Here is a 23828-nt window from a genome sequence, read left to right on the forward strand (position 1 = left end):
CAGCTCTTGCTGTGAGGAGTCTTGCATGTCATTCCTTAAAACTACGACCGTAGCTGTTGCACTTACTGCTGGTTTGCTTCTGAGTGCCGTAGCTCAAGCACATCCAAAGCTCCTTTCTTCCACTCCGGCGGAAGGCTCGGATGCGGCGGCCCCTTCGAAAATTGAACTGCACTTTTCCGAGAATCTCACCACTCAGTTTTCCGGTGCAAAACTGATCATGACTGATATGCCTGGCATGCCGAACTCTCCAATGGGTGTAAAGGCCGCCGTCGCTGCTGGCGGTGATCCGAAAACGATGGTGATTACGCCGGCTGCACCTCTGACGACCGGTACCTACAAAGTTGAATGGCGTGCAGTCTCCTCGGACACCCACCCGATCACCGGCAACTTTTCCTTCAAAGTGAAATGATCCATGAGCGACTCAATAAATATTGTGGTTCGCTTTGCTCTCTATTTTGACCTGATGTTGTTATTTGGATTGGCCATATTTGGCTTGTACAGTCTCAGGGGAAAAGAAAGGGTATCGGGCACGGTCTTGAATTTTGAGTCGCTTCTTTACGGTACTTCTGTTGCAGGTGTAGCTCTGTCCCTTGCCTCGATGTTGTTGCTTGCGAAAGCAATGAGCGGTGTATCGGAGCTTATGGAGCTACATCACCACATTTTTGAAATGGTCATCATGGGCACCGACGTTGGGTTGACCTGGATGGTCCGAATAGCCGCCTTGGTTGGGGCAATTATGGGCGTCGCGTTGAACAAACGATTTCCGACACCCAGCCTCTGGATCGTCACCGTGTGTGGAGCAATCGCGTTGGCCACGCTAGCCTGGACAGGGCACGGTGCCATGGACGAAGGCAGCCGCCGCTACTGGCATTTTCTGAGCGATATTTTCCATTTATTAGCGGCAGGTGGCTGGTTGGGTGCTCTAGCGGCCTTCGCTCTACTGCTGCGGTTGAAATCGCTGAAGGGCGAGGAGGAAGCACGAATTCTTGCCCGCGTGCTGACTGGCTTTGAGTCGGCCGGCGGTGTGATTGTTGCGATCATAAGCGTAACGGGAGTCGTGAATTACCTTTTCATCGTCGGTCCAAACCTTGATGAGGTCATGCTGAGTACCTATGGTCAGCTGCTGTTTTTGAAGATCCTGCTCTTTGCCGGGATGATCGTTTTAGCCACACTGAACCGCTTTCACTTAAGCCCGCAGTTGGAGCGCTCAGTTCGCAATGGTCAATACTCTGTAGCGGTTAATGCCTTGCGCCGCAGCATGAAATTCGAATTCCTGATGGCAATCCTCATCATCTGTCTGGTCGCATGGTTAGGCACGCTAAGTCCTGAAATGGAAATGAGCGCGCAATAGAGGTTTCTGGCAGCTAACCAAGAAGCCGGGAACGGGATTGTTAGCACCATTTCTACTGGCTACACTTCAGTCCATGACACGCTATGTACGGTTTTGCCTGATATTCCTGATTAGCTTGGCGCTTCCCCTCAGTGGGATGGCGGGTGTTCAGGCGCCGACAGAGCCGTGTCCCATGCAAACCATGGGCATGGCGATGATGGACGGCATGGGCCAAGACTGCTGCCATGACATGAAAAGTCCCACCGAGCATGGTAAACCCTGCAAGCCGGGCCAGGAGTGTAAGACCGGCGGCATGCTGCAAGTCTCTATCATCAAGCCTCTGGTCCCCCTATCTAGCCCCCTCGAAGCGTCCATCTCCATAGACTCCCATCCTGTCCAAACCCCTTCAGGGGTATGGCGACCGCCCCGCATTTGATTCCTGTACCACACTGAGCCTCATTCCGCGTTAGCGGGATGGCATATCTGCGTGCATGTCTGATGAAGCGCGCAGTGGATCATCACAGGAATCGTGAACATGAACTCCAAGTGCTATTGCACAGGGTGGTCCCTCGTGGCCGGCCTGGCGGCAAGCGTACTGGCATTGCCGAGTCTCGCTGCCGCATTGACACTCGATGAAGCTTTGCAGCTGGCTGAAAACAATGCGCCGTCGCTGACTGCACAAGACGCGAAAATTCAGGCTGCCAGTAGTGCGGCCATCCCCGCTGGTGAACTACCCGATCCCAAGTTGCTGCTAGGCGTACAGAACTACCCCATTGGGGGGCCGGATCGCTGGAGCATCGACCAAGACTTCATGACTATGCGAATGGTCGGAGTCAGTCAGGAGATGCCCAGCAGCGCTAAGCGCAAAGCCCGAATCGAGGTCGCTGATGCGGCCATTGAACGCGCCGCCGCTGAGCGCCGGGTCGAACGTCTAAAGGTTCGTCAGGCCACGGCGTTGGCCTGGATCAACAGCTACTCGGTTGAGCGTAAAGACACTCTGTTTCAGGACCTCTACAAAGAAAACCGTCTGCTGGCCGATACCGTCCGGGCACAAATTGCCGGTGGCCGCGCTCAACCTGCTGATGCAGTAACGCCCAAACAGGAAGCGGCACAACTGGAAGAGCAGCAGGACGATCTGATTCGTCAGAGAGCGCAGGCCCGAGCTGCCCTGAAGCGCTGGATTGGACCAGCCGCCAATGACAAACCTGTGGGCAGCTTGCCTGAATGGCCTGTCGAAGCCTCTGACTACTCTCATAAGCTGCAACATCACCCAGAATTGGCAGCTTTTGCGCCAATGACCCGCGAAGCGCAAGCCAAGGTCCGTGAAGCCGAAGCGGAAAAACAGTCGGATTGGAGCTGGGAAGTCGACTATCAGAATCGCGGCCGACAGTTCGGCGACATGGTCAGCGTGCAATTTTCCTGGGATCTACCACTGTTTCCTGACTCTCGGCAAAACCCCAAAATTGCGGCCAAGCACGCTGAACTCAACCAGCTAGAGGCCGAGCGGGAAGCCCTGTCACGCAAGCATACCCAGCAACTGGAGGACGATCTGGCCGATTATGAACGCTTGAATCGTGCCGTTCGCCGAACCCTGGACAGTCTGCTGCCTCTGGCCAAGGAGAAGGTCGAGCTCAGCATGGCCAGCTACCGCGCCGGCAAAGGCGATTTGAACTCCGTCGTGGCTGCTCGGCGCGAGCTTATCGAAGCCCGTCTCAAGCAGATTGATGTTGAAGAGCAGCGTGCTCTCACCAGCGCTCGCCTGTATTTCGCCTATGGGGAGTCCGCTCAATGATCTCTAGAACACGGAAAGGGGTATTTGTTGTCAGCATCTCAGTTGCTTTGGGGGTTGCCGGTGGTTACTGGTTGGCCCAACCGAGGGTGAGCTCGGTACCGGATGCAGCACCGGAGCAGAAGCCTGAGTCATCAGTCGATCGCAAAGTTCTGTATTGGTACGACCCCATGTACCCACAACAGAAATTCGATAAGCCGGGTAAGTCGCCCTTCATGGACATGCAAATGGTCCCTCAGTACGCGGATAGCAAGGGGGACAGTGACACTGTTCGCATTGATCCAAGCCTGACCCAGAACCTCGGTGTGCGACTGGCTACCGTCAGTCGAGGTGTGTTTGCTTCGAGTCTGGACGTTGTCGGAGTGTTGGCTTTCAACGAACGGGACGTCGCCGTCATTCAAGCCCGTACGGCGGGTTTCGTCGAGCGCGTGTATGCCCATGCTCCTGGCGACGTGATCAAAGCCAATGCCGCCATGGCGGATATCCTTGTACCTGAGTGGGCTGCGGCTCAGGAGGAATTTCTCGCACTCAAGCGCAGTGGCGATACAGGCTTGCTGGCAGTGGCTCGCCAGCGCTTGCGGCTCACCGGGATGCCGGCGGCATCAATTGCTCAAGTAGAGCGCAGTGGCAAAGTCCAACCAAACCTGACCCTCACCAGCCCTATTAGTGGTGTGCTGCAAGAGCTCAATGTGCGCGAGGGTATGACGGTGGCCGCCGGCGAGACACTGGCACGCGTTAATGGTTTGAGTAGCGTCTGGCTGGCCTTGGCCGTTCCGGAGACTGAATCTGGATCGATCCTCATGGGGCAAACGGCAGAGGCGCATTTGCCCGCGTTCCCTGGGGTTGTGCTCAAGGGCGTCGTCAGCGCGATTCTTCCGGAAACCAATCCGGATAGCCGCACCCTTCGCGTACGCGTCGAGTTACCCAACCCAGAAGGCCGTCTCAGGCCGGGTATGACCGCACGAGTGAGCCTCAATCGTTCAACGGAGCAAAGTGTGTTGTGGGTGCCGAGCGAGGCCGTCATTCGCACCGGTCGACGTGCTCTGGTGATGCTTGCTGAAGACGCTGGCCGCTATCGTCCTGTTGAAGTGTTGATCGGGCAGGAAAACGATGACAAGACGGCGATCTTGAAAGGTCTGGAAGAGGGCCAGAAGGTGGTTACCTCTGGCCAGTTCCTGCTCGACTCGGAGGCCAGTCTCAAGGGCATCGTTGCAAGCTCGGAGGAAGAGTCACCACCCAGCGCAGCAGTCTCCAGTTTTCATGAGGCGGATGGGCAGATCGTTGAGATCAACGACAAAGAAGTCACACTCGCCCATGGTCCCTTCAAAACGTTGGGCATGCCTGGCATGACGATGACGTTCCCACTCGCTACTCCGGCGCTGATGCTGGGCCTCAAAACGGGCGATAAGGTTCGGGTTGCGGTGAGTCAGACCGACGATGGCCTGCGTGTTGAGCGTCTAGACAAATCGGGGAGCCAGCCATGATCGCCGCCCTGATTCGCTGGTCAGTGGCCAACCGATTCCTGGTGCTACTGGCGACACTTTTTGTCACGGCTTGGGGCATCTGGTCGGTGCAGAGCACGCCCATTGATGCGCTGCCGGATCTCTCCGATGTTCAGGTGATCATCCGCACCCCGTATCCGGGACAGGCACCGCAGATTGTCGAGAACCAGGTGACCTATCCGTTGGCCACCACCATGCTTTCGGTGCCTGGCGCCAAGACCGTGCGCGGCTACTCCTTCTTTGGTGACAGCTTTGTCTATGTGCTGTTCGAAGACGGTACTGACTTGTATTGGGCCCGCTCGCGGGTGTTGGAGTACCTGAGCCAAATACAAAGTCGCTTGCCGGCCAGCGCCAAACCGGCGTTGGGGCCAGATGCGACAGGCGTTGGCTGGATTTTCCAGTACGCGCTGGTAGATCGCAGTGGCGGACACGATCTGGCGCAACTTCGTGCACTTCAGGACTGGTTCCTCAAGTTCGAACTCAAGACTCTGCCCAATGTTGCCGAGGTGGCCACCGTGGGTGGGATGGTCAAGCAGTACCAGGTGCAGCTTGATCCACTCAAATTGGCCAGCCTCGGTATCACGCAGGCCGAGGTGACCGAAACGATCGGCAAGGCCAATCAGGAAACCGGCGGCGCCGTCCTAGAGATGGCAGAGACCGAGTTCATTGTGCGGGCTTCCGGCTACTTGAAAACGCTCAATGATTTTCGGGCGATCCCACTCAAGCTGGGATCGGGCGGTGTGCCGGTGACCCTTAGCGATGTCGCCACGATCCAGTTGGGTCCGGAAATGCGGCGTGGCATCACCGAACTCGACGGCGAAGGCGAGACGGTTGGCGGTGTGGTAATTCTGCGCAGCGGCAAGAATGCTCGCGAAACCATTGCGGCGGTCAAGACCAAACTCGACGAGTTGAAAAGCAGCTTGCCGGCGGGGGTGGAAATCGTCACCACCTACGACCGCAGCAAGCTGATCGACCGCGCCGTGGAAAATCTCAGCCACAAGCTAATCGAAGAGTTCATCGTCGTCGCGTTGGTCTGCGGGATCTTTCTCTGGCACCTGCGTTCATCTCTGGTGGCAATCATCTCCCTGCCGGTGGGGGTACTGATTGCCTTCATCGTGATGCGCTATCAAGGGATCAACGCCAACATCATGTCCCTGGGCGGGATTGCCATCGCCGTCGGCGCCATGGTCGACGCTGCCGTGGTGATGATTGAAAACGCGCACAAGAAGGTTGAGGCCTGGCACGCGGCCAATCCTGGGGAGGAACTGAAAGGTGAACGTCATTGGCACGTGATGACTGAAGCGGCGGCGGAGGTAGGACCAGCACTGTTCTTCTGTTTGTTGATCATCACGCTGTCGTTCATTCCGGTGTTCACCCTGCAAGCGCAAGAGGGGCGGCTATTCGGCCCGCTGGCTTTCACCAAGACCTACGCCATGGCCGCGGCGGCGGGATTGTCAGTGACCTTGGTGCCGGTGTTGATGGGCTACTGGATTCGGGGACGAATTCCCAGTGAACAACAGAACCCGTTGAACCGCTGGCTCATCCGGATCTACCAGCCGGCTCTGGATGCAGTCTTGCGACGACCGAAGATCACGCTGCTGGTCGCGTTGCTGGTTTTTATCAGCGCATTATGGCCAATGTCGCGCTTGGGTGGCGAGTTTCTTCCACCGTTGGACGAGGGCGACCTGCTCTATATGCCTTCGGCTCTGCCGGGATTGTCGGCGCAGAAAGCGTCGCAACTGCTGCAACAGACCGACCGCCTGATCAAGACCGTGCCGGAGGTCGAACATGTCTTTGGTAAAGCCGGTCGTGCTGAAACTGCCACCGACCCGGCGCCGTTGGAGATGTTCGAAACCACCATCCAGTTCAAGCCGCAGGAGCATTGGCGTCCAGGCATGACTCAGGAAAAGCTAGTGGAAGAGCTGGATCGAGTGGTGCGAGTTCCTGGGCTGACCAATATCTGGATACCGCCGATTCGCAACCGTATCGACATGCTGGCTACGGGGATCAAGAGTCCTGTTGGGGTGAAAGTTGCCGGCACCAATCTGACGGAGATTGATGCCGCGACTCAGGCGGTCGAGCGAGTGGCTAAGGGCGTACCCGGTGTCAGTTCGGCTTTGGCCGAGCGATTAACCGGTGGGCGTTACATCGACGTGGATATCGACCGAAAAGCCGCCGCCCGCTACGGACTGAATATCGCCGATGTGCAGTCGATCGTGGCCGGCGCTATCGGCGGTGAAAATGTCGGCGAGACCATTGAAGGGCTTGCACGCTTCCCAATCAACGTCCGCTACCCTCGGGAGTGGCGGGATTCGCTCGGTGCTTTGGAGCAGTTACCGATCTACACCCCACTAGGCAGCCAGATCACCCTTGGCACCGTGGCGAAGATCAAGGTCAACGACGGGCCGCCAATGCTCAAGAGTGAGAACGCACGGCCTTCAGGCTGGGTGTACATCGACGTGCATGGCCGGGACATTGCCTCCGTGGTGGCCGATCTACGCCGGGTCGTCAGTGAGCAGGTAAAGTTGCAGCCCGGCATGAGCTTAAGCTACTCAGGTCAGTTCGAGTTTCTTGAAAGGGCCAACGCACGACTCAAACTGGTGGTGCCTGCCACGCTGTTGATCATCTTCGTGTTGCTCTACCTGACATTTGCACGCCTTGATGAGGCTTTGCTGATTATGGCCACGCTGCCATTCGCTCTCACGGGCGGGGCATGGTTTCTCTATCTGTTGGGATTCAACCTGTCGGTCGCCACCGGGGTCGGCTTTATCGCCTTGGCCGGTGTTTCTGCAGAATTTGGCGTGATCATGCTGCTCTACCTGAAAAATGCCTGGGCCGAGCGTCAAGACCTCGGTGACAACACAGAACACGGGTTAATGGCCGCGATTCGTGAAGGCGCTGTGCAGCGCGTTCGACCCAAGGCCATGACCGTTGCGGTGGTTATCGCTGGTTTGTTGCCAATACTTTTGGGAAGCGGTACCGGCAGCGAGGTGATGAGCCGCATTGCCGCCCCGATGATTGGAGGTATGGTTACGGCGCCCTTGCTATCGCTGTTTGTGATCCCGGCGGCCTATCACCTCATGCGTCGTCGACACTTGTCCGTTGAGCCTGGCAAGCACTGACGCGTAAAAATGCATACAAAAGGGGCTGCGCTTGCAGCCTCGTTTGAACTGCACAGCCCGTTTTCATCAGTCCTACGCGCGGTATGTATCGAAATTAGCAAGTTTATGTCTTTTGCATAAACTCGCTAATTTCGATACATACGCTGTGGTCAGTGCCGTTACCCACCAGCACTTGCCAGAAAAACGAACGCTGCCCTACTGTGTTTCGATGAGCCACAAACAGCATCCTGCTCAAAGCCGACTCAGCATTCGTCACCCTCAGATCACTCTTGAAATCGAGGCGAATGACCTTAATATGATCTTATCTTGCCATCATCGTTTTCAATCATGGATGTTTCTCTGGGGTAGGTCGGAATGGCAGAACAAGAAGACGCTAAACCCGCAAGCGGGCGCTTCAACACAAATGATGAGACGAAGCGGATCGTATGGACACAGACCGCTGGTCATTGTGAACTGTGCGGCACGGATCTGACGTTCGATTATCGTGCCGGCAAGCCAATGAAATGGGGCGAAGTGGCGCATATCCTGCCCGCCAGTCCCAAAGGCCCTCGGGGACGCGCGGATCATGATGCTGAGGCGCACACAAACAATACCGCTAATCTGATGCTCCTGTGCCCAGGTTGTCATGACAAAATTGATCGTGACGCAGATGGGTATCCTGAAAATGATTTGAGTGGTTTACACCAAGCGTACCTGGAACGCATCCGGCTCGCGGCAACGACCCCCGATGGTGGCAGAGCCATTCCGCTCATCGTCCAGAGTCAGCATTTTCAGACGATCAACGATATCCCCGTTCGCGATCTGTTGACTGCGATGTCCGCCGAGGGATTAACCGCCTTCGATCAAGGCATCAAAATCACCTTCGCTGCGCCCGGACCACGTGGCAGGGACACTACCTATTGGCAGAACGTCAAAGACAGCGTCCAGTATGAGCTGGAGCAGCAACTCAAGCGTCGCGGCGGCACCTATGGCGACTCGCCTGCGCTAGCAGTAGTCGGCTTGGCCGACATTCCGGCTTTGATGATGTTGGGCCAGAGTATCGGCGACCGTTCCAAGCGCTTGATCTTCTCCTTTCACCGCGAGCATCTTTTGCGCTGGCCAGATCAGTCCGCTGAGCCGCCCGCTTTTTTGTTTACACCTCCCCCCGACGGCGACGGGCCACTGGCGCTTGTGCTCTCCATTTCTGCGCAAGTTCCAGTTCGCGACGTGGCCGAAGCTCTGCCCGGTGCACGTATTGCAGAGCTGTCGATCCCAGAGCCAAGCTATGCGATGGTACAAAACCGTCGGGTGATTCATGCCTTTCGTGACGCACTTCAAATACGACTGAGCCAGCTTGAGGCTCTGACTCCTGACCCTATCCACGTCTTCGCCGCCATTCCTGCGGCATTGGCCATCGAGTTTGGCGCGTTGCTCACAACACAGCATCAACATACATACCTGATCTTCGATCGGGACAAAGAAAACCAAGATCGGTTTACGCAAACACTGCAATTGGGCTTGGTGGCCCAGGAGGCTAGGTAAATGCTTTTGAGCAACGAACAGACCAAGCGCAGCAGTTGGGAATATTTTCTGCTTCGCGCTGCGCGGGAAATCTCGCTGTCGGAAGCGCAGTACGAAAAAATTAATGACCGCTACTCCCAACTGGAAAAAATCCTCTCGGCTTCCGACAACCCGCTGCTCGCTGAGGCCCATATCTTTGTGCAAGGCTCGATGCGGCTGAAAACGACCATCAAGCCAATCCCCGGCGCGCCTGCGGATCTGGACACCATTGATGCGGACGCGATTATCTGGCTCCCTCACGCTCAAGGCGCTAGTGCGAAGGAAGTTCTAGAAGCGATTGAGCAGCGTTTTAGGGAAGGCTCCCGCGTCCAAGAAGAAGTTAAGCAATTACGTCGTGGCATCCGGATCGTTTATGCCGACGAAAATCCAGGTTTCCACATCGATGTCACGCCTGCCCGCGCGATCAACGGAAATGGCGAAGCAAACGGCGAAGGTAAGCTGGAGGTTCCGGATCGGGTCACAGGGTGGAAAGCAAGCAGCCCTATCCCTTACTCGAATTGGTTGCAGGTTGCTTCTGCCCAAGAGATCTCTCTGGAAAGCTTGGTAGTTGCCAAAAGCCAGCGGATGCTTGATGCCGCGACACAAGATCCTTTGCCGCATTATCAGGATTACATCGATCAAGATCCCCTGCGTGCAACCATTAAGCTGCTCAAGCGGCATCGCGATGAATGGGCCATTAAGACAAGGAGCGCTGATACTCGCCCAATATCTGCGGTCATCACCACCCTGGCCACGCACGCATACCTGGATGTCGTAAAGGAGTCGCAGGCGAAGCCTCTGGCACCGCTCGATGCAATTTTGGAAATCGTTCGCAGGATGCCGCAGCACATCGGGCAGAGAGGTAGCGACTGCTATGTCTGCAACCCTGCCGATAACGGCGAAAACTTTGCAGAGAAGTGGAATCGACCGGGCGAGGGGCAAGGCTATCGCCAAGCATTTGCCAAATGGCATGCGGACGCCAGTGCATCTGTTTCATTGGGTTTGGAAAGTTTTGAATCCAACGATTCCTTTGCCGAGGCAGTGAAAAAGAATTTCGGTATTGCACCGGCATTCATTACGGCAGTGAACAATGAGATCCCTGCGAATTGGACTATGCCCGGCCGACCGGATGGCACTACTCGAAACTCTGCTTCGATGGGTTCGCTCTTCGGAGGGGCCAGCGGTGGCGGAACCTCTCAGTCGAGCGTAAAGCCAGTTGGACGCCTTGGCTGATCCTCTTAAGACGCCATTGCAGCGCGGAATCGCCGCGCTGCGAAATACCCTAGGTCAGGATGCAGCCGATGCATTGCTCCAGCTCGCACCCATGCGGGCTGACGAAGCGGCGTGCTTTCACTTCCCCTTGCCCATCGATTACACGGGGCAGGAGCGGCGTCTGCGTATTGGTTTCCCCTCCAACTTTCCCCGTGGACTCTTGCGGCTGAACGTCGAACCCTCTCCATGGCTGGTTTGGCCGCATGCCACCAAGTCGGGGCTTTGCCTTCATGGCTTTCAGGAACGCCCCATCATGGGCTCCCCAGAGGTCGTGGTAGAGGACAGCCTTGCTCGCTTGGCCCAGATTGTTTCGTTGTCCAAGATGGGATCAAGCCAGGCAACGCGCGATATCGAATTTCAGAATGAGATCACTACCTACTGGTCGTTTCAGCACGGTCAGTCATTCCAGAACCTCTTACTGTTGGATCGACCTCAGACTGCCTCGCAGTTGTTTGCGCTCAGCGATCCGCGCCGGGCTGTGCCATCCGGTCAGGAAACGGTTTGGTTAGCATCGAATGTAGCAGCACTCAAAGGGCATTACCGGCGGGTTGTCGGGCGCTCCGCTGTCATTCGCGCGGCCGAAACTCCCGGTTTTTACGTCAAGCTTCAGACTTATCCGGATATCCGCACCCCGGATCCAGAAGATTTATTGCTGTGGCTAAAGCCACACCTTCAACCTGACGATGCCGAGCAATTGCTGGCATGGTTTGAGCTGCATGGAACGTTGGCGAGTCGATGGATTGTTCTGGAGCTTCCAGGAGGGGCAGGTGCTCCAACATATTGTCTCAATGTGCGCTCGCTCGGCGTACAGCAGGAGCGGGGGGCAAAATTCGGCTTGCGTACAGCGCGCCGGCGGCCAGCTATCGCAAATGCACATCCTCCGGCACTTGTCCGCGCAACTGCCCTGGACGTGCTTGATCGAGCGTCCATTCTGTCCCGCGATATAAGTGGCACTGCACAGCACCTTGAAAATGCTCGAGTCGTTTGTGTTGGCGTTGGCTCATTAGGCAGTGCGGTGGCAATACAATTGGCACGATCCGGTGTCGGCCACCTTACCCTCATCGATCCTGACACTTTGGTGTCAGCCAATCTGGGGCGGCACGTTCTGGGAGCGGATAGCCTAGGGAGACTGAAAGCCTCAGCGTTGAGGGACAAGATTCTGTTAGATCTTCCGACTACAGAATGCACCGCTTATTCGACTTTCGCCGAAGTAGTTATGAGCAGCAAACCAGAAGTGTTCGATAACGCAGATCTTGTGGTGATTACGACAGCGGACTGGCAGTCGGAGGTCACTGTATGGCGAGCCAAATCCAGCGGCGTTTCTTGGGGACTTTTACAAGCCTGGAGCGAACCGTATACCCAGGTAGGCCACGCGCTATTCGCACCAGCCGGTACCTTTGATGGCCGTCATTTATTCACGGACATCGGCGATTTTCTTCATAAGTTTACCGAGTGGCCGGGAGGAGGTGTGGTTCCACTGCCCGCTTGTGGGGAGAGCTTTATTCCAGGCGGATCGCTGGGGATGACCAATATCGCCTCTATGGTGTCGCACACGGCTTTACGTGCATTGACCTGCAACATCACCACTGCATCTTGGGTCAGCAGTATCTACAGGCCTGAAGATGTGCCGAGCCTAGGAGGCCAATACCATGGGCCCAAACTTCCAGAGGGGGCGCAGCAACTCCTACTCGAGCGCGGATGGCCGGAACATAAGGATGAAATGGTATGACGGATATCGCTTGGCGCTGGAGATGGGCGGAGGTGGATTCCGAGCTATTGGTGTCGCAAGCTGTCGCGGACATCTTGGATAGTCATCGGCAGGGCCTCTTTGGCGTGGAGCGAGGGGGACAGTTATTCGTCAACCCGGTTAATCCGAAAGGGTTGCTGCTGGCCTTGGCCACGTTGCCTCATCGCGCCGATCGGTCAGGCTGGTCTTGGCTAGAGTTGGATGCGGAGCGGTGCCGTCAGGAGATCCAAGCTGCCAACGAACAAGGGTTACGTCTGGTGGGCTATTGGCATACGCATCCCCAATCTGTTCCGGTGATTTCTCCGGCAGACATAGGAAGTTTCTCCAGATTTGCTGCGCGTTACACGCAGGATCTACCGCACCCAATAGCCGTTATCGTTGGCAAGTCCGAAAAACCAGAAGGCATCAAGGCTTGGTCGTTCAGGGGCGGCAGATATGTTGAAGCAACTTGGCTTAGATAAGCTTCAAGTCAGTGCCATGGGAGGCGTCAGCGGTTACCCTTACCCGCCAGCATTAGCGCGAAGAGCTCTGCCTGAAAGCGAGCATCATCCAATGCGTTATGGTTCGGTTCGCTGAGTGGCTTCAGCGCAGCGGTCATCTTGGATGATTTTGTTTCCTGCCAGCTGCAACCTACAGCTCCCATGAAGTAGGCCTTCATGTCGATAGCGGTAAAACCAAAGGGGTTGGTTTCCAAGTATTTGTGGAAGTAGTAGTTGACGAATGACCAGTCAAACGGTGCATTGAGTCCTACGAAAATGACCTTCTGCCCCGTTTGGCAGGATGATTTCAGCCATTCACCAAATGTCAGCATCGCCTGTTGCGGAGTGAGTCCTTCGCGCTCCAGCTTCTCCAGACTCAGCCCCGATACTGCCAGTGCTTCTGGGTCGTGTTTTGGACTGTCAGGTCGTAGTTCAAGATAGATGGACGTGGCAGGTTGATCTACAAGGCAAGCTCCAATGGAAAGCAGGCTGTATTCGCCTGGTATAGGTCCAGAAGTCTCGACGTCGACGGAAACATAAAGCTCATCAGGGTTCATGTCATATCCTTTTCGTGTAGTTGCCAGATCACGCTCAAGCTCGGTAAGCGTCTGCCGAACACATCTTGTACCAGCCCGTTTGGTGTAGACGGACGCTCGAAACACCCTGTCGAGGCTATCGCGCTATTCGGTTTCGATGGCAGCTTGCTCCCCCTATGCTCTTGACTCGTCTAGGAGCAGCAACCAGAGCGAACCCCAGCAGCAGGTTCAAAAAGTGACTCAACAATCGTGCAGTCTGGAGTGTTCAAACCTAGGCATGTTGACTCACACATACCTGCCATTGAGAGCAGCTCTACCCGGATTTGCTGAAGCTTTGCTACCTTCGACTCTACTTCCGCTAGGTGCTTCTTGACCACCGAAAGCGCGTCAGCGCACGGACGATCAGCATCTGCTGCGAGCGCGATGAGTTCTCGGATATCTTCGAGCGGGAAACCCAATTCACGATTCTGCCGGATGAAGACGAGTCTTGATCGATGCTTTTCAGTATAGATTCGATGCCGCCCAGTCGACCGCAGGGCGGGAGGTAAAAGGCCTATTTTCTCGTAGTAGCGAATCGTTTCAATGTGGCAACCCGTTGATTTCGACAGCGCCCCGATTCCTGACATGCAAACTCCCCAAGCATTTTCTTGAACCTGTAGCAGCTACAGATATTAACCTGTCTTCAGAAAATAATTTCACGCGCTTGAAGGGCATTTTGTGGACAGAGAACAGCTAGAGACTAACCAGATTCCCATTTACTTCGTCGCGGTCATTGTCGCGGCCCTCGGAGGCCTGCTCGCCCCCAATGCGTCTGAAGCATTAGGGTCGACGGTGACACCCACCATCGCAGTGCTGATGTACGCCATGTTTCTACAGATCCCGTTCTTGGATCTCCGTAATGGCCTCGCAAATAAGCGTTTCATGGCAGCGCTGCTCACAGCCAACTTCGTGGCCATCCCCTTGCTGGTTTGGGCATTGACGATGGGGATAACCAATCACCCGGCGATTTTGGTGGGTGCCCTGTTGGTCTTGCTGACGCCTTGTATCGACTATGTGGTGGTTTTTACCCATATCGGTAAAGGCGACTCCAAACTCACTCTGGCGGCCACCCCATTGCTTCTTTTGATGCAGCTTGTGCTGCTGCCGGTGTACCTGACCTTCATGCTGGGTAACGACTCAACAGTGGTCATTTCTATAGGCCCATTTGTTGAGGCCTTTGTGATGCTGATCGCTTTGCCTTTGGTCTTAGCGGTAGCAACAGCTGCCGGGGCAAAGAGATCACGCATCGTTGAAAGCTGGAACAACGCATGGGCCTGGATGCCTGTACCGGCTATGGCGGCTGTATTGGTCGTAGTGATCGGCGCTCAGATTTCAACGGTGGTCAGAGACATCGACAAGCTGCTGCCTGTTATTCCCGCCTACATTGGTTTCACGCTCTTGGCACCGGTGGTAGGTGCGCTGGTGGCTCGGGCGTTTAAGTTACCGGCCAGCACGGCAAGATCAGTCGCTTTCAGCAGTTCGACACGAAACTCATTAGTGGTTCTGCCATTGGCATTGGCCTTGCCCGAGGAAATCAGAGGGCTCGCTGCGGCAGCAGTCATTACTCAAACGCTGATTGAGTTGGTCAGCGAACTAATTTACATCCGAGCAATTCCTGCTTTGGTGTGGCGCAAAATGTAGATGCCAGGGCAGACACCCTGCGCGATTAAACAGGCGCCCACATGTGCGGCAGCAGCTTGTTAATCTCACTCGCGCGCTGCGTCGGCAGGCGCATGAGAACATCCTTTAGATAGGCGTACGGATCATGGCCATTCAGCCGTGCTGACTGGATCAAGCTCATGATCGCCGCAGCCCGTTTTCCGCTGCGTAGCGACCCGGCGAAGAGCCAGTTCTTGCGCCCAAGAGCCCATGGCCGGATCTGGTTCTCCGCCCAATTATTATCAATGGGAACCGCCCCGTCATCGAGGTAGCGCGACAGCGCTGCCCAGCGTTTAAGGCTGTAATCGAGTGCTCTGCTGATGGCCGAACCTTCGGGCACAAGATCACGCTGCGCGATCATCCAGGCATGCAGCCTATCCATCACCGGTACGGCTTTTTCTTGCCGTATTCGGCGCCGTAAATCCGGCTCCAGGTCTCTGACTTCTCTTTCGATTTCGTACAACAACTGGATATAGCGCAGGGCTTGCTCGGCGAGCGTGCTTTTATTCGTAGCGTGCAGTTCGAAGAACTTGCGCCGTGTATGGGCCATGCAGCCGATCTCTGTCACGCCGAGTTCAAAGCTGGCCTTGTAGCCGCCAAAATCGTCGCAGACCAACTTGCCCTTCCAGTCCTGAAGGAAGTTGCGAGCATGCTCTCCGGCGCGACTGGAGCTGAAGTCATAAACCACCGCTGCCACATCCGAGAACTGGCTGGTAGCGTAGGCCCACACATAGGAGCGATGGGTTTTCTTTGTTCCCGGCATGAGCATCTGCACCGGTGTTTCATCTGCGTGGATGACTTGTTGCCCAAGCACTACTTCGCGCAGCGCATCGACCAGCGGCTGCAACTGAACTCCGGTCACGCCAACCCATTGAGCCAAGGTTGAACGTGGAATCGCCAGGCCCGCTCGACCGAAGATCGATTCCTGACGGTAAAGCGGCAGATGGTCAGCAAACTTGGCGATCATGACCTGTGCGAGCAGGCCCGAAGTCGGGATGCCCTTATCAATGACCTGCGCCGGAACCGGTGCCTGGATCAGCGTTTCGCAGTTATCGCAGACCCACTTGCCACGGACATGGCGCTCGACGGTGAACACGCCGGGCGTGTAGTCCAGCTTCTCGCTAACGTCCTCACCTATGCGCTTGAGGGCGCAGCCGCATGGGCAGTGAGTGTTGTCCGGTTCGTGATGGATCAACGTTCGCGGAAATTCTGCCGGCAATGCCGTGCGCTTGGGCTTTTGCTTTTCCTCGGTCGCCGTTGGTGCTATTTGCAACGCCTGAAGCTCGGCCTCAATCGCCGCGATATCAGTATCGATCAGGTCATCTAGCAGGCTGGCCTGTTCAGGATTCATCTGCTCGCTGCGCTTGGCAAACTTCAAACGCTTGAGCTGGGCGATCTCATGGGTCACTTTCTCAATGACTGTTTGATCACGGTTGATTTTCTTGCCCATAGTGTCGACTTGCGAGAGCAACTGCGCTGCGAGGACGCGCAGTTGAGTGGGAGACAGTTGGTCGAGATTGGGCGAAGAAGTCATACGCCGGACTTTGCCAGAGCAGGCGTTTCGCGACGATAGACCGATAGGCTAATGGCAGCCGTTAAAGCAGTATGATCGAGCCTCCAGAACCTGCGCGTTGCCATGGCAGCCCCAGCACCAATGCTTGAAGTTGCTCGGCATCCAGTTCCATCTCAGAACCATGGCGAATGCCAGGCCAGTGGAACTTGCCTTGGTTTAACCGGCGCGCCGCCAGCCATATTCCGAAGCCGTCATGCACCAGCACTTTCATGCGATTGGCGCGACGGTTGGCGAACAGATAAGCGCAGTGCGGCTGCGCCGCACCGAACACCGCGATCACCTTGGCTAGCGCCGTTTCGGTGCCTGCGCGCATGTCCATCGGTTCGGTGGCGAGCCAGATAGAGTCGATGCGAATCATCGCAGAATATCTCGAAGAAAAGCCGCGCAGGCGGCAGCACTTTCAGTGGGCCAGTTCACTTTGATGATGCCGCGCGGGTGCTGTATTTCAACGCAGATATTCGATGATGCTGGATGGGAGTTCGCCCCGGCCAGCGGCATGGCTAACGGAATAAATGCAGGTGGCGGCGCCGGGATTTTCTGCGCTTGCAGCCGAATCCATTTGTGGACGAGGTTTGCGTTGAGGCTATGACCGAGCGCGACGCTGGCAACCGAAGCGCCTGGTTGGGCGCACTCTTGAATGATCTGGGCTTTAAAGGATTTGGAATAGGAACGGCGTGTTGGCTGCATGAAATACCCGCTTAAAAGGCTAGAACTGGTGTCCACTTAATTTAAGTGCACACCATGTCTTCGCTTTGCAGGGCTGGGTAGATGACTTGGCCGGACGGTTACCAAGCTCGTAACCATGTGACGGTGGAAAGGCGGCAAAGCCATTGCCCCATTTTTTGCTGTTGCACTCGCTATCCGGCGTTCGAGCAGCGGCAGTGCATGTCTACTGGAGGAGTGCACGTTCCTTTGGTCAGCTCTGCGCCCGAGCATAATGATGTGTGTCATTCTCTAGTCGCGGATGAGGGCCGGACAATCATGAGCGAGCATTGGATAGTCAAGTGCCAGAATACTGAGGACGGTACTGGCGACATCATCATTGACCTACCTCCAGAGTTGCTTGACCAAATGGGGTTAGGTGTTGGTGATCATTTAGAGCTAACGATAGCGAATGGCACATTAGTGCTGACGCCCATGAACAGTGCAATATCAGTACGGCCGATGTTTGCTGGAGTCCTGCGTGAGGATGCCTATCATGCTTACCGCAAGCGGTTGGCTGCGTATCTCCATATCCCTTCCAACGCTTCGGATCAAGACATTCACGACATGATAGTAGCTGGCTTTTCGGCCGGCCTGATTTCATCGCTTTGTGCTGATGGCACCGTAAATCCGCAAGAACGCGACATAATCATTCACCCCAAAACGCTCAAAACAAAATTGGCAAGCGATCAGCTTTTAACGTCGGATGAGAGCGATCGCCTGTTCCGGTTCGCACACATTACCGCCATGGCCGAGATCATGTTCGGGGACGAAGGGAAGGCCAAACAATGGCTTTCCAAACCCAAAGCCCGTTTTTTGGGAAAAAGCCCACTGGCAATGGTCACTACGTCTCACGGCACACATCTAGTTGAAGAAATGCTGATTCAGGTGTCTGAAGGCATGTCATTTTAATCCTGCCACAGTTAACAGTGTGGACGGAAATAACGGGCAGCAGCATGCCCACTTCTATGACTATCACTGAATCTGAGAGTCAATCACTATGATCAACGCAAACGCTCTAGCCGGTATAGGCATCAAAGCCCAAGCGTTGGTTCATCCCTCAACGGCGTGCGTTACGTCATTGCACCTGCGACTCTTGATACCGCCAAGACGGAGTCGAAACCACCACATAGTCGATATAAATGATCAGTTCATTCAACAGGACTCCCGCCAAAATTGTGGGGTGGCCGGTTAGCATCCTTAACGGGGATTGGACATCGACTCGATAATACGGCACTGCTCGATCACGCCGCCCTCGCAACAAGCAATCAAACGCTCCAACTCCACCTCCAAGCCTTGCAGGTCTCGGATGCGCATTCGAACCTGCTCTAACTGCCCCTCGATTTTTGCGTCCACCCTGGCGCAGGAAGCGTCGCGGTTATCCGCAAAGCCCAGCAACTCTCGAACATCGTCAAGGCTGAAGCCCAGTGTGCGGCTACGTCGGATGAACAATAGACGGTCGCGCTCCTCGTCGGTGTAGAAGCGATAGCCTGATGCTGAACGCCCTGCAGAAGGCAGGAGGCCGACCTGCTCGTAATAGCGGATGGTCACCGCTTTGGTATCAGTCGCCTTCGCCAGATCACCGACTGTGTATTTGGTCGAACTCATTTCGCTTGACCTTATAGTTGCTAGAATCTTCATTCTACGCGCCTTAGGCGATAAGCAAATCTGCGTGCGCTCAATAGAAAAGTGGACTGAATCCTATGGAAGCCCCCTTAAAACAACATCAATCCGGAGCTTGGGCGCTGTTGCTCTGTGCCTGGTTGCTTGCTCTGGTATCAACAATCGCCGTGCTATTCGTTGGTGAAGTCATGGGGCAACTGCCCTGTGTGCTCTGTTGGTTTCAACGAGCCTTCATGTTTCCACTCGTCCTGGTATTGGGCGTCGCCTGCTGTTTATCGGACACCGGTGTTTGGCGCTATGCACTGCCATTAGCAGTCATGGGTTGGCTCATCGCTCTGTATCACAACCTGCTTTATTTCGGACTGATTCCTGAAAGCATCAAACCTTGCGGGGCCGGCCCTTCCTGCTCCGGTGCCGACATGACCATCCTCAGTGGTGTTCCGCTGCCACTTTTATCGCTGGGCGCGTTCAGCCTGCTGATCATTTTTCTCGTTCTTATCCGTCGGAGATTTACCGTATGAGCAGACGCGCCGTCGTCCTCTCCATCAGCGTGCTAGCCATCGTAGGCTTTGCCGTCGCAGCATTTTTCTACAATCGTGCTGCCACTGTGCCCCAGGCTACAGCACCTGTACCGCAAACCAGCGCGCTAGTGCGGTTTAACTCACCAAGCTTCGGCCCTGCCGACGCCCCGGTGACAATCGTAGAATTCTTCGATCCATCTTGTGAAAGCTGCCGTGCCTTCTACCCCATCGTCAAAAAGATGATGTCACAACACCCAGGCGATGTTCGCTTAGTGCTGCGCTATGTGAAGCTTCACGTAGGGTCTGAAGAAGCCATACGTCTGCTCGAGGCTTCACGTAAGCAGGGTGTTTTTGTGCCGGTACTTGAAGCTGTCCTCGCTGCTCAACCGCAGTGGCATGACGATGCGAAAGCATCAGCAGCTTGGGACGTAGCGGCCCAAGCGGGCTTGGACGTGGCTAAGGCTCGTGAGGACATGATGTCGCCGGAGATCACCGCCACGATAGAAAGAGATGCCGCTGATGCCAAAACTGTAGGTGTGAAGGGAACACCGACATTTTTCGTTAACGGTAAACCCCTGACTAACTTCGGCGCTCAACAGCTCTACGATCTGATTTGGAGCGAAATCAACCAAGCTCGTTAATAAGGGCGCGTGCGGAATGCGGAATGAAAAAAGCTCACCGGGCTCGACAATCCGCTTGACCTTATAGTGGCTATAGGGTGTTCACTCTTCACAATAAATTGTGGAGAGTGCCTTTATGAAAAGCTGTTGCGGTGATGAACAAACACCGAAAAGTGACGCCGCCGTTGAGGTATTTGACCCGGCAGCACCGACCGGCTGCTGTGCACCTGCCGCGACTATGTGTAATACAACTACAGCACAGTCCAACAGTAGTTGCTGCTCCGCGAAAACTTTGGACGTCAGCTCAGCGCCTTCTTCAGTAAAGGGCGCGGGTTGCTGCTCCCCCGGCTCCGATATCAGTAAATCGAACTGCGCTGTCGTAGCACCGCCATCTGCCCTGTACAGCCTTGCCGAGCCGAGCCAGCCTGCTGCTACGGTTGATAATGACCTTTTTATCGATGCTTGCTGCCCACCATCTGCTGCGGGTAGTCCCAAAGTCGGCATCGAAAACGTGTCTCCCACCAATACCGACGAAGCGACTCGTTTCAGCAGTTTCAGGATTGGGCAGATGTGCTGTCCTTCCGAGCAGACCATGATCGAGGACAAGCTCGCGAAGATGAGCGGCATTCAAAAGCTCGAGTTCAACATGATGAACCGCACGATGGCTGTCTGGCACGAGCTACCCGACACCTTGGGTATCGAGGCAGCAGTGCTATCGCTGGGCATGCACGCCGAACCTTTGAGGGCTAATGGCAATGCAACCAGCGCAGATACGCCAGAAGTCCTTCCCCAGGCGGAATCACCTAAGAGCACATGGTGGCCATTAGCGCTTTCCGGTGTCGCTGCCGTGGGTGCTGAAGTCCTGCACTTCACTAACTCCGCGCCTGAATGGGTGATAGCGGTCATAGCCTTGTTCGCCATCGTGCTCTGCGGGCCTACGACCTACAAGAAGGGTTTGATCTCGATCAAACACCTCAACCTGAACATCAACGCGCTGATGAGCATCGCGGTTACCGGAGCGGTGTTGATCGGACAGTGGCCAGAAGCCGCGATGGTCATGTTTCTCTTCACCGTTGCGGAAATGGTCGAAGCGAAATCGCTGGATCGTGCGCGCAATGCGATCAAGGGGCTGATGGACTTGACCCCTGAACGAGCTACCGTGCGCCAACCCAACGGTAGTTGGCTGGAAGTCGATGTAAAAACGGTCGAGATTGGGGCCTTGGTTCGTGTCCGCCCCGGCGAACGAATTGGCCTGGATGGTAAAGTCTCTTCTGGTAACTCTACTGTTAACCAAGCGCCCATCACGGGCGAGAGCTTGCCCATCGAAAAAGATGTCGATGATCCTGTCTATGCCGGCTCCATTAACGAATCCGGCTCCTTCGAGTATCGAGTGACAGCTGAGGCCAACAATACGACCCTTGCTCGAATCATTCACGCGGTTGAAGAAGCCCAAAGTTCGCGAGCTCCAACCCAGCGGTTCGTTGATAAGTTTGCCAAAATTTATACGCCAGGGGTGTTCTTTTTCGCCGTCGCGATTGCGGTATTCCCACCACTGTTTATGGGCGGATTGTGGACTGACTGGATCTATCGTGCACTGGTGCTTCTGGTGGTTGCTTGCCCTTGTGCGCTGGTCATTTCCACTCCGGTGTCCATCGTCAGTGGTCTGGCGGCAGCGGCTCGCAAAGGCATTTTGGTTAAAGGCGGCATCTACCTGGAAATAGGCGCCAAGCTGAGTTTCGTCGCGCTCGATAAAACCGGCACCATTACCCATGGGAAACCGGTTCAGACAGACTACATTCCGGTAGCCGAAGACTCAGAGGTACATCCTCAGATTGTTGCCGCCAGCCTCAGTGCACGCTCGGATCACCCCGTATCACAGGCAATTGCCAAGTACGAAGGCTCGGACGCATCAACGTTCCTGCAAGTGGAGAGTTTTGAGGCCCTTCCCGGTCGCGGGGTAAAGGGGATGATTGAAGGCCAGCTCTTCTACCTGGGCAATCACCGACTGATCCAGGAGTTGGGGCTCGGTACTTCGCAGTTGGACGAATCTCTGACTAGCCTGGAGCGCCAAGGCAAAACAGTCGTAGCCTTGACCAGCGCCAGTCAGGTTTTTGCGTTGTTTGCTGTAGCCGATACCGTAAAGGACTCAAGCCAGACAGCGATCAAGGAGCTGCATGCATTGGGTATCAAGACCATGATGCTTACAGGCGACAATTCGTACACGGCTGATGCGATTGCCAAACGAGTTGGGATAGATGAGGCGCGGGGAAACTTGTTGCCCAGCGACAAGCTTTCAGTAATTGATCAATTGAAGGGCCGTAAGCACGTGGTGGGGATGGTCGGTGATGGGATAAACGATGCACCTGCATTGGCCAAGTCTCAGATCGGATTCGCCATGGCCGCGGCTGGCACGGGAACCGCTATTGAAACGGCTGACGTTGCTTTAATGGATGATGATCTGCGCAAGATTCCGGCCTTCGTCCGCCTGTCACGCGAGACAGCTGTGATTCTTAAGCAAAACATTTTGTTCGCCTTAGGTATTAAGGCCATTTTCCTTGTGTTCACCCTCATGGGTTTGGCCACCATGTGGATGGCTGTTTTTGCAGACGTTGGAGTGAGCATACTTGTCGTGCTCAATGGACTTCGATTGCTAAAGAAGTAGATCGCGAGGTGAGGATGAAAGATAAAAGCGTCTTCGCCCGGCCAAGCAACTTTGTGGATGGCTCTTTTCGCCGATATGGGGACGAGCCCGCTTGTGGTATTCAATGGACCACAACTATTGCGGTATTGATTCGAAAGCTACATTGTCAAAATTGATTACTCACATAAGGAATTAAATATGCAATGTCCTATCTGCAAAGATATAGCTTTAGTAATGACTGAGCGCCAGAGCATAGAAATTGACTATTGCCCGCAATGCCGCGGTGTCTGGCTTGACCGAGGTGAACTCGACAAGATTATTGAGCGTAGTCAGCGACAAGAGACCGTTAGATTGCTTCCACAGAACCTCACATCACCTGTCCAAAGTTCGACGCCAGCAGAACAACCTGGTTACAACCAGTACGGGAATAAGCATGGTCATGGAGATCGAGGGAGCCACAGCGGTGGATGGAAAGAAGGTGGCCATCAAAGTCAAAGTGGGCATCAGGGACAACCGAGTCGCAAAAAATCGTTTTTGCAGGAACTATTTGATTAAGATGGCGATTTCTCGCTTATGATCTGAATACTACATCAAACCAGTATCCACCTTTGAATGATTGGTTTGATGATATGGAACGGTTTGGGTGCTAGTAGGTCTTTATATTCTACAGTCCACTCGTTGGATCTTCATTAGGCTACATTTGGGGAAAAATCATGAGTTCAGGGCACAGTCACGGTCAAGTACGTGCGGGTCATGAAAAGATGTTATGGATCGCACTCGCCCTGACGACAAGTTTTATGATTGCTGAGGTCATCGGAGCCTTTGTCACGGGCAGCCTAGCCTTACTGTCGGATGCTGCGCATATGCTGACAGACGTTGTGGCTTTGGCAATATCCTTGCTGGCTATTCATATTGCCAAACGCTCTGCTGACAGGAAGCGCACGTTCGGGTATGCACGATTCGAAATACTTGCAGCCACATTCAATGCTGTCTTGTTGTTTTTAGTCGGGCGGCCGCAAAAACTGAGTGCAACACCTCACCCTCCGGTAAGGTGCCGCCATGTCCTATACAGAACTCAGCGTCGAAGAACGCGCCACGATCCAGGTCGGGCAATATCAAGGTCTTAGTCAGCGC

23 protein-coding genes and 1 pseudogene are annotated in these 23828 nt (G+C 55.1%); 17 read left to right on the top strand and 7 right to left on the bottom strand.

Going from position 1 to position 23828, the window contains the following annotated elements:
- Positions 1-25: 25 nt before the first annotated feature.
- From copC to AC19YX_RS34675, 10 genes are all read left to right on the top strand, one after another.
- Positions 26-409 carry a copper homeostasis periplasmic binding protein CopC gene (gene copC, locus AC19YX_RS34630; protein ID WP_042556868.1) on the top strand — a complete coding sequence of 128 codons (384 nt, stop codon included), beginning with the start codon at positions 26-28 and terminating at the stop codon, positions 407-409.
- A 3-nt stretch (positions 410-412) separates the two neighbouring features.
- Positions 413-1351: a copper homeostasis membrane protein CopD gene (gene copD / locus AC19YX_RS34635; RefSeq protein WP_042556867.1), complete on the top strand. Its 939-nt coding sequence runs from the start codon at positions 413-415 to the stop codon at positions 1349-1351.
- A 73-nt stretch (positions 1352-1424) separates the two neighbouring features.
- Entirely contained in the window at positions 1425-1766 is a 342-nt protein-coding gene (locus tag AC19YX_RS34640) for a hypothetical protein (protein ID WP_080896087.1), read from the top strand.
- Positions 1767-1865: 99 nt separating this feature from the next.
- On the top strand, positions 1866-3122 hold the full coding sequence (locus AC19YX_RS34645) for a TolC family protein (RefSeq protein ID WP_042556865.1): 1257 nt from the start codon (positions 1866-1868) through the stop codon (positions 3120-3122).
- Positions 3119-4603, top strand: a complete 1485-nt coding sequence (locus AC19YX_RS34650) for an efflux RND transporter periplasmic adaptor subunit (protein WP_042556864.1) — start codon at positions 3119-3121, stop codon at positions 4601-4603. Before AC19YX_RS34645 ends, AC19YX_RS34650 begins: the two co-directional genes overlap by 4 nt.
- Positions 4600-7743, top strand: a complete 3144-nt coding sequence (locus AC19YX_RS34655) for an efflux RND transporter permease subunit (protein WP_042556863.1) — start codon at positions 4600-4602, stop codon at positions 7741-7743. The genes AC19YX_RS34650 and AC19YX_RS34655 overlap by 4 nt, the downstream gene beginning before the upstream one ends.
- Before the next feature lie 354 nt (positions 7744-8097).
- Positions 8098-9264 (top strand): SAVED domain-containing protein, encoded by a 1167-nt coding sequence (locus AC19YX_RS34660; RefSeq protein ID WP_042556862.1) that lies wholly within the window; start codon positions 8098-8100, stop codon positions 9262-9264.
- Complete coding sequence (locus AC19YX_RS34665; protein ID WP_047297384.1) at positions 9265-10515, top strand: nucleotidyltransferase domain-containing protein; 1251 nt, start codon at positions 9265-9267, stop codon at positions 10513-10515.
- Positions 10499-12283 carry a ThiF family adenylyltransferase gene (locus tag AC19YX_RS34670; RefSeq protein ID WP_047297383.1) on the top strand — a complete coding sequence of 595 codons (1785 nt, stop codon included), beginning with the start codon at positions 10499-10501 and terminating at the stop codon, positions 12281-12283. Before AC19YX_RS34665 ends, AC19YX_RS34670 begins: the two co-directional genes overlap by 17 nt.
- Positions 12280-12762, top strand: a complete 483-nt coding sequence (locus AC19YX_RS34675) for a Mov34/MPN/PAD-1 family protein (protein ID WP_042556859.1) — start codon at positions 12280-12282, stop codon at positions 12760-12762. Before AC19YX_RS34670 ends, AC19YX_RS34675 begins: the two co-directional genes overlap by 4 nt.
- 26 nt (positions 12763-12788) lie before the next feature.
- Here AC19YX_RS34675 and AC19YX_RS34680 read toward each other — a convergent pair whose 3' ends face one another.
- Both AC19YX_RS34680 and AC19YX_RS34685 read right to left on the bottom strand, forming a co-directional pair.
- The gene (locus AC19YX_RS34680) at positions 12789-13337 is read right to left on the bottom strand and encodes a 3'-5' exonuclease (protein ID WP_010565120.1); all 549 of its coding nucleotides are present in this window, start codon (positions 13335-13337) and stop codon (positions 12789-12791) included.
- 170 nt (positions 13338-13507) lie between these two features.
- Positions 13508-13942: a MerR family transcriptional regulator gene (locus tag AC19YX_RS34685; RefSeq protein WP_080896083.1), complete on the bottom strand. Its 435-nt coding sequence runs from the start codon at positions 13940-13942 to the stop codon at positions 13508-13510.
- A 91-nt stretch (positions 13943-14033) separates the two neighbouring features.
- Here AC19YX_RS34685 and AC19YX_RS34690 point away from each other — a divergent pair, with 91 nt between their 5' ends.
- Entirely contained in the window at positions 14034-14996 is a 963-nt protein-coding gene (locus AC19YX_RS34690) for an arsenic resistance protein (RefSeq protein WP_108184780.1), read from the top strand.
- A gap of 25 nt (positions 14997-15021) precedes the next feature.
- On the opposite strand, the gene tnpC is transcribed toward AC19YX_RS34690, so the two are convergent.
- The 3 genes from tnpC to tnpA form a co-directional block, all read right to left on the bottom strand.
- Positions 15022-16548 carry an IS66 family transposase gene (gene tnpC, locus AC19YX_RS34695; protein WP_047297381.1) on the bottom strand — a complete coding sequence of 509 codons (1527 nt, stop codon included), beginning with the start codon at positions 16546-16548 and terminating at the stop codon, positions 15022-15024.
- Between the two features lie 61 nt (positions 16549-16609).
- Complete coding sequence (gene tnpB / locus AC19YX_RS34700) at positions 16610-16945, bottom strand: IS66 family insertion sequence element accessory protein TnpB (protein ID WP_042561913.1); 336 nt, start codon at positions 16943-16945, stop codon at positions 16610-16612.
- A complete protein-coding gene (gene tnpA, locus AC19YX_RS34705; RefSeq protein WP_108184288.1) occupies positions 16942-17274 on the bottom strand; it encodes an IS66-like element accessory protein TnpA in 333 nt (110 codons plus the stop codon). The genes tnpB and tnpA overlap by 4 nt, the downstream gene beginning before the upstream one ends.
- A 294-nt stretch (positions 17275-17568) precedes the next feature.
- Here tnpA and AC19YX_RS34710 point away from each other — a divergent pair, with 294 nt between their 5' ends.
- Positions 17569-18201, top strand: a complete 633-nt coding sequence (locus AC19YX_RS34710; protein WP_080963325.1) for an antitoxin Xre/MbcA/ParS toxin-binding domain-containing protein — start codon at positions 17569-17571, stop codon at positions 18199-18201.
- Between the two features lie 288 nt (positions 18202-18489).
- Here AC19YX_RS34710 and AC19YX_RS34715 read toward each other — a convergent pair whose 3' ends face one another.
- Complete coding sequence (locus AC19YX_RS34715; RefSeq protein ID WP_042562261.1) at positions 18490-18897, bottom strand: MerR family transcriptional regulator; 408 nt, start codon at positions 18895-18897, stop codon at positions 18490-18492.
- A 95-nt stretch (positions 18898-18992) separates the two neighbouring features.
- On the opposite strand from AC19YX_RS34715, the gene AC19YX_RS34720 reads away from it, so the two are divergent.
- A complete protein-coding gene (locus AC19YX_RS34720) occupies positions 18993-19433 on the top strand; it encodes a disulfide bond formation protein B (RefSeq protein WP_047297380.1) in 441 nt (146 codons plus the stop codon).
- Entirely contained in the window at positions 19430-20074 is a 645-nt protein-coding gene (locus AC19YX_RS34725; protein WP_042561909.1) for a DsbA family protein, read from the top strand. The genes AC19YX_RS34720 and AC19YX_RS34725 overlap by 4 nt, the downstream gene beginning before the upstream one ends.
- 81 nt (positions 20075-20155) lie before the next feature.
- Here the strand turns inward: AC19YX_RS34725 and AC19YX_RS34730 are convergent, their stop codons facing one another.
- Positions 20156-20680 (bottom strand): hypothetical protein, encoded by a 525-nt coding sequence (locus AC19YX_RS34730; RefSeq protein ID WP_162184570.1) that lies wholly within the window; start codon positions 20678-20680, stop codon positions 20156-20158.
- On the opposite strand from AC19YX_RS34730, the gene AC19YX_RS34735 reads away from it, so the two are divergent.
- The 3 genes and pseudogenes from AC19YX_RS34735 to AC19YX_RS34745 form a co-directional block, all read left to right on the top strand.
- Complete coding sequence (locus AC19YX_RS34735) at positions 20622-22715, top strand: heavy metal translocating P-type ATPase (protein WP_047297379.1); 2094 nt, start codon at positions 20622-20624, stop codon at positions 22713-22715. The two genes, AC19YX_RS34730 and AC19YX_RS34735, sit on opposite strands and share 59 nt — an antisense overlap.
- Positions 22716-22892: 177 nt before the next feature.
- Entirely contained in the window at positions 22893-23249 is a 357-nt protein-coding gene (locus AC19YX_RS34740) for a TFIIB-type zinc ribbon-containing protein (RefSeq protein ID WP_080896081.1), read from the top strand.
- A 158-nt stretch (positions 23250-23407) separates the two neighbouring features.
- Positions 23408-23701: pseudogene (locus tag AC19YX_RS34745) on the top strand (cation diffusion facilitator family transporter); the annotation flags it as partial.
- Between the last annotated feature and the right edge of the window lie 127 nt (positions 23702-23828).

This window comes from Pseudomonas sp. MF09150 (assembly GCF_059862355.1).

Excerpts from the sequence above, each read along its gene's own strand:
- tnpA (WP_108184288.1), bottom strand. The coding sequence starts at position 17,274 with ATGCAGCCAACACGCCGTTCCTATTCCAAATCCTTTAAAGCCCAGATC.
- AC19YX_RS34655 (WP_042556863.1), top strand. The coding sequence starts at position 4,600 with ATGATCGCCGCCCTGATTCGCTGGTCAGTGGCCAACCGATTCCTGGTG.
- AC19YX_RS34715 (WP_042562261.1), bottom strand. The coding sequence starts at position 18,897 with ATGAGTTCGACCAAATACACAGTCGGTGATCTGGCGAAGGCGACTGAT.
- tnpC (WP_047297381.1), bottom strand. The coding sequence starts at position 16,548 with ATGACTTCTTCGCCCAATCTCGACCAACTGTCTCCCACTCAACTGCGC.
- copD (WP_042556867.1), top strand. The coding sequence starts at position 413 with ATGAGCGACTCAATAAATATTGTGGTTCGCTTTGCTCTCTATTTTGAC.
- AC19YX_RS34675 (WP_042556859.1), top strand. The coding sequence starts at position 12,280 with ATGACGGATATCGCTTGGCGCTGGAGATGGGCGGAGGTGGATTCCGAG.
- AC19YX_RS34645 (WP_042556865.1), top strand. The coding sequence starts at position 1,866 with ATGAACTCCAAGTGCTATTGCACAGGGTGGTCCCTCGTGGCCGGCCTG.
- AC19YX_RS34710 (WP_080963325.1), top strand. The coding sequence starts at position 17,569 with ATGAGCGAGCATTGGATAGTCAAGTGCCAGAATACTGAGGACGGTACT.
- AC19YX_RS34735 (WP_047297379.1), top strand. The coding sequence starts at position 20,622 with ATGTGCTGTCCTTCCGAGCAGACCATGATCGAGGACAAGCTCGCGAAG.
- AC19YX_RS34665 (WP_047297384.1), top strand. The coding sequence starts at position 9,265 with ATGCTTTTGAGCAACGAACAGACCAAGCGCAGCAGTTGGGAATATTTT.
- AC19YX_RS34685 (WP_080896083.1), bottom strand. The coding sequence starts at position 13,942 with ATGTCAGGAATCGGGGCGCTGTCGAAATCAACGGGTTGCCACATTGAA.
- tnpB (WP_042561913.1), bottom strand. The coding sequence starts at position 16,945 with ATGATTCGCATCGACTCTATCTGGCTCGCCACCGAACCGATGGACATG.
- AC19YX_RS34725 (WP_042561909.1), top strand. The coding sequence starts at position 19,430 with ATGAGCAGACGCGCCGTCGTCCTCTCCATCAGCGTGCTAGCCATCGTA.
- AC19YX_RS34720 (WP_047297380.1), top strand. The coding sequence starts at position 18,993 with ATGGAAGCCCCCTTAAAACAACATCAATCCGGAGCTTGGGCGCTGTTG.
- AC19YX_RS34660 (WP_042556862.1), top strand. The coding sequence starts at position 8,098 with ATGGCAGAACAAGAAGACGCTAAACCCGCAAGCGGGCGCTTCAACACA.
- copC (WP_042556868.1), top strand. The coding sequence starts at position 26 with ATGTCATTCCTTAAAACTACGACCGTAGCTGTTGCACTTACTGCTGGT.
- AC19YX_RS34730 (WP_162184570.1), bottom strand. The coding sequence starts at position 20,680 with ATGCCGCTCATCTTCGCGAGCTTGTCCTCGATCATGGTCTGCTCGGAA.
- AC19YX_RS34740 (WP_080896081.1), top strand. The coding sequence starts at position 22,893 with ATGCAATGTCCTATCTGCAAAGATATAGCTTTAGTAATGACTGAGCGC.
- AC19YX_RS34640 (WP_080896087.1), top strand. The coding sequence starts at position 1,425 with ATGACACGCTATGTACGGTTTTGCCTGATATTCCTGATTAGCTTGGCG.
- AC19YX_RS34680 (WP_010565120.1), bottom strand. The coding sequence starts at position 13,337 with ATGAACCCTGATGAGCTTTATGTTTCCGTCGACGTCGAGACTTCTGGA.
- AC19YX_RS34650 (WP_042556864.1), top strand. The coding sequence starts at position 3,119 with ATGATCTCTAGAACACGGAAAGGGGTATTTGTTGTCAGCATCTCAGTT.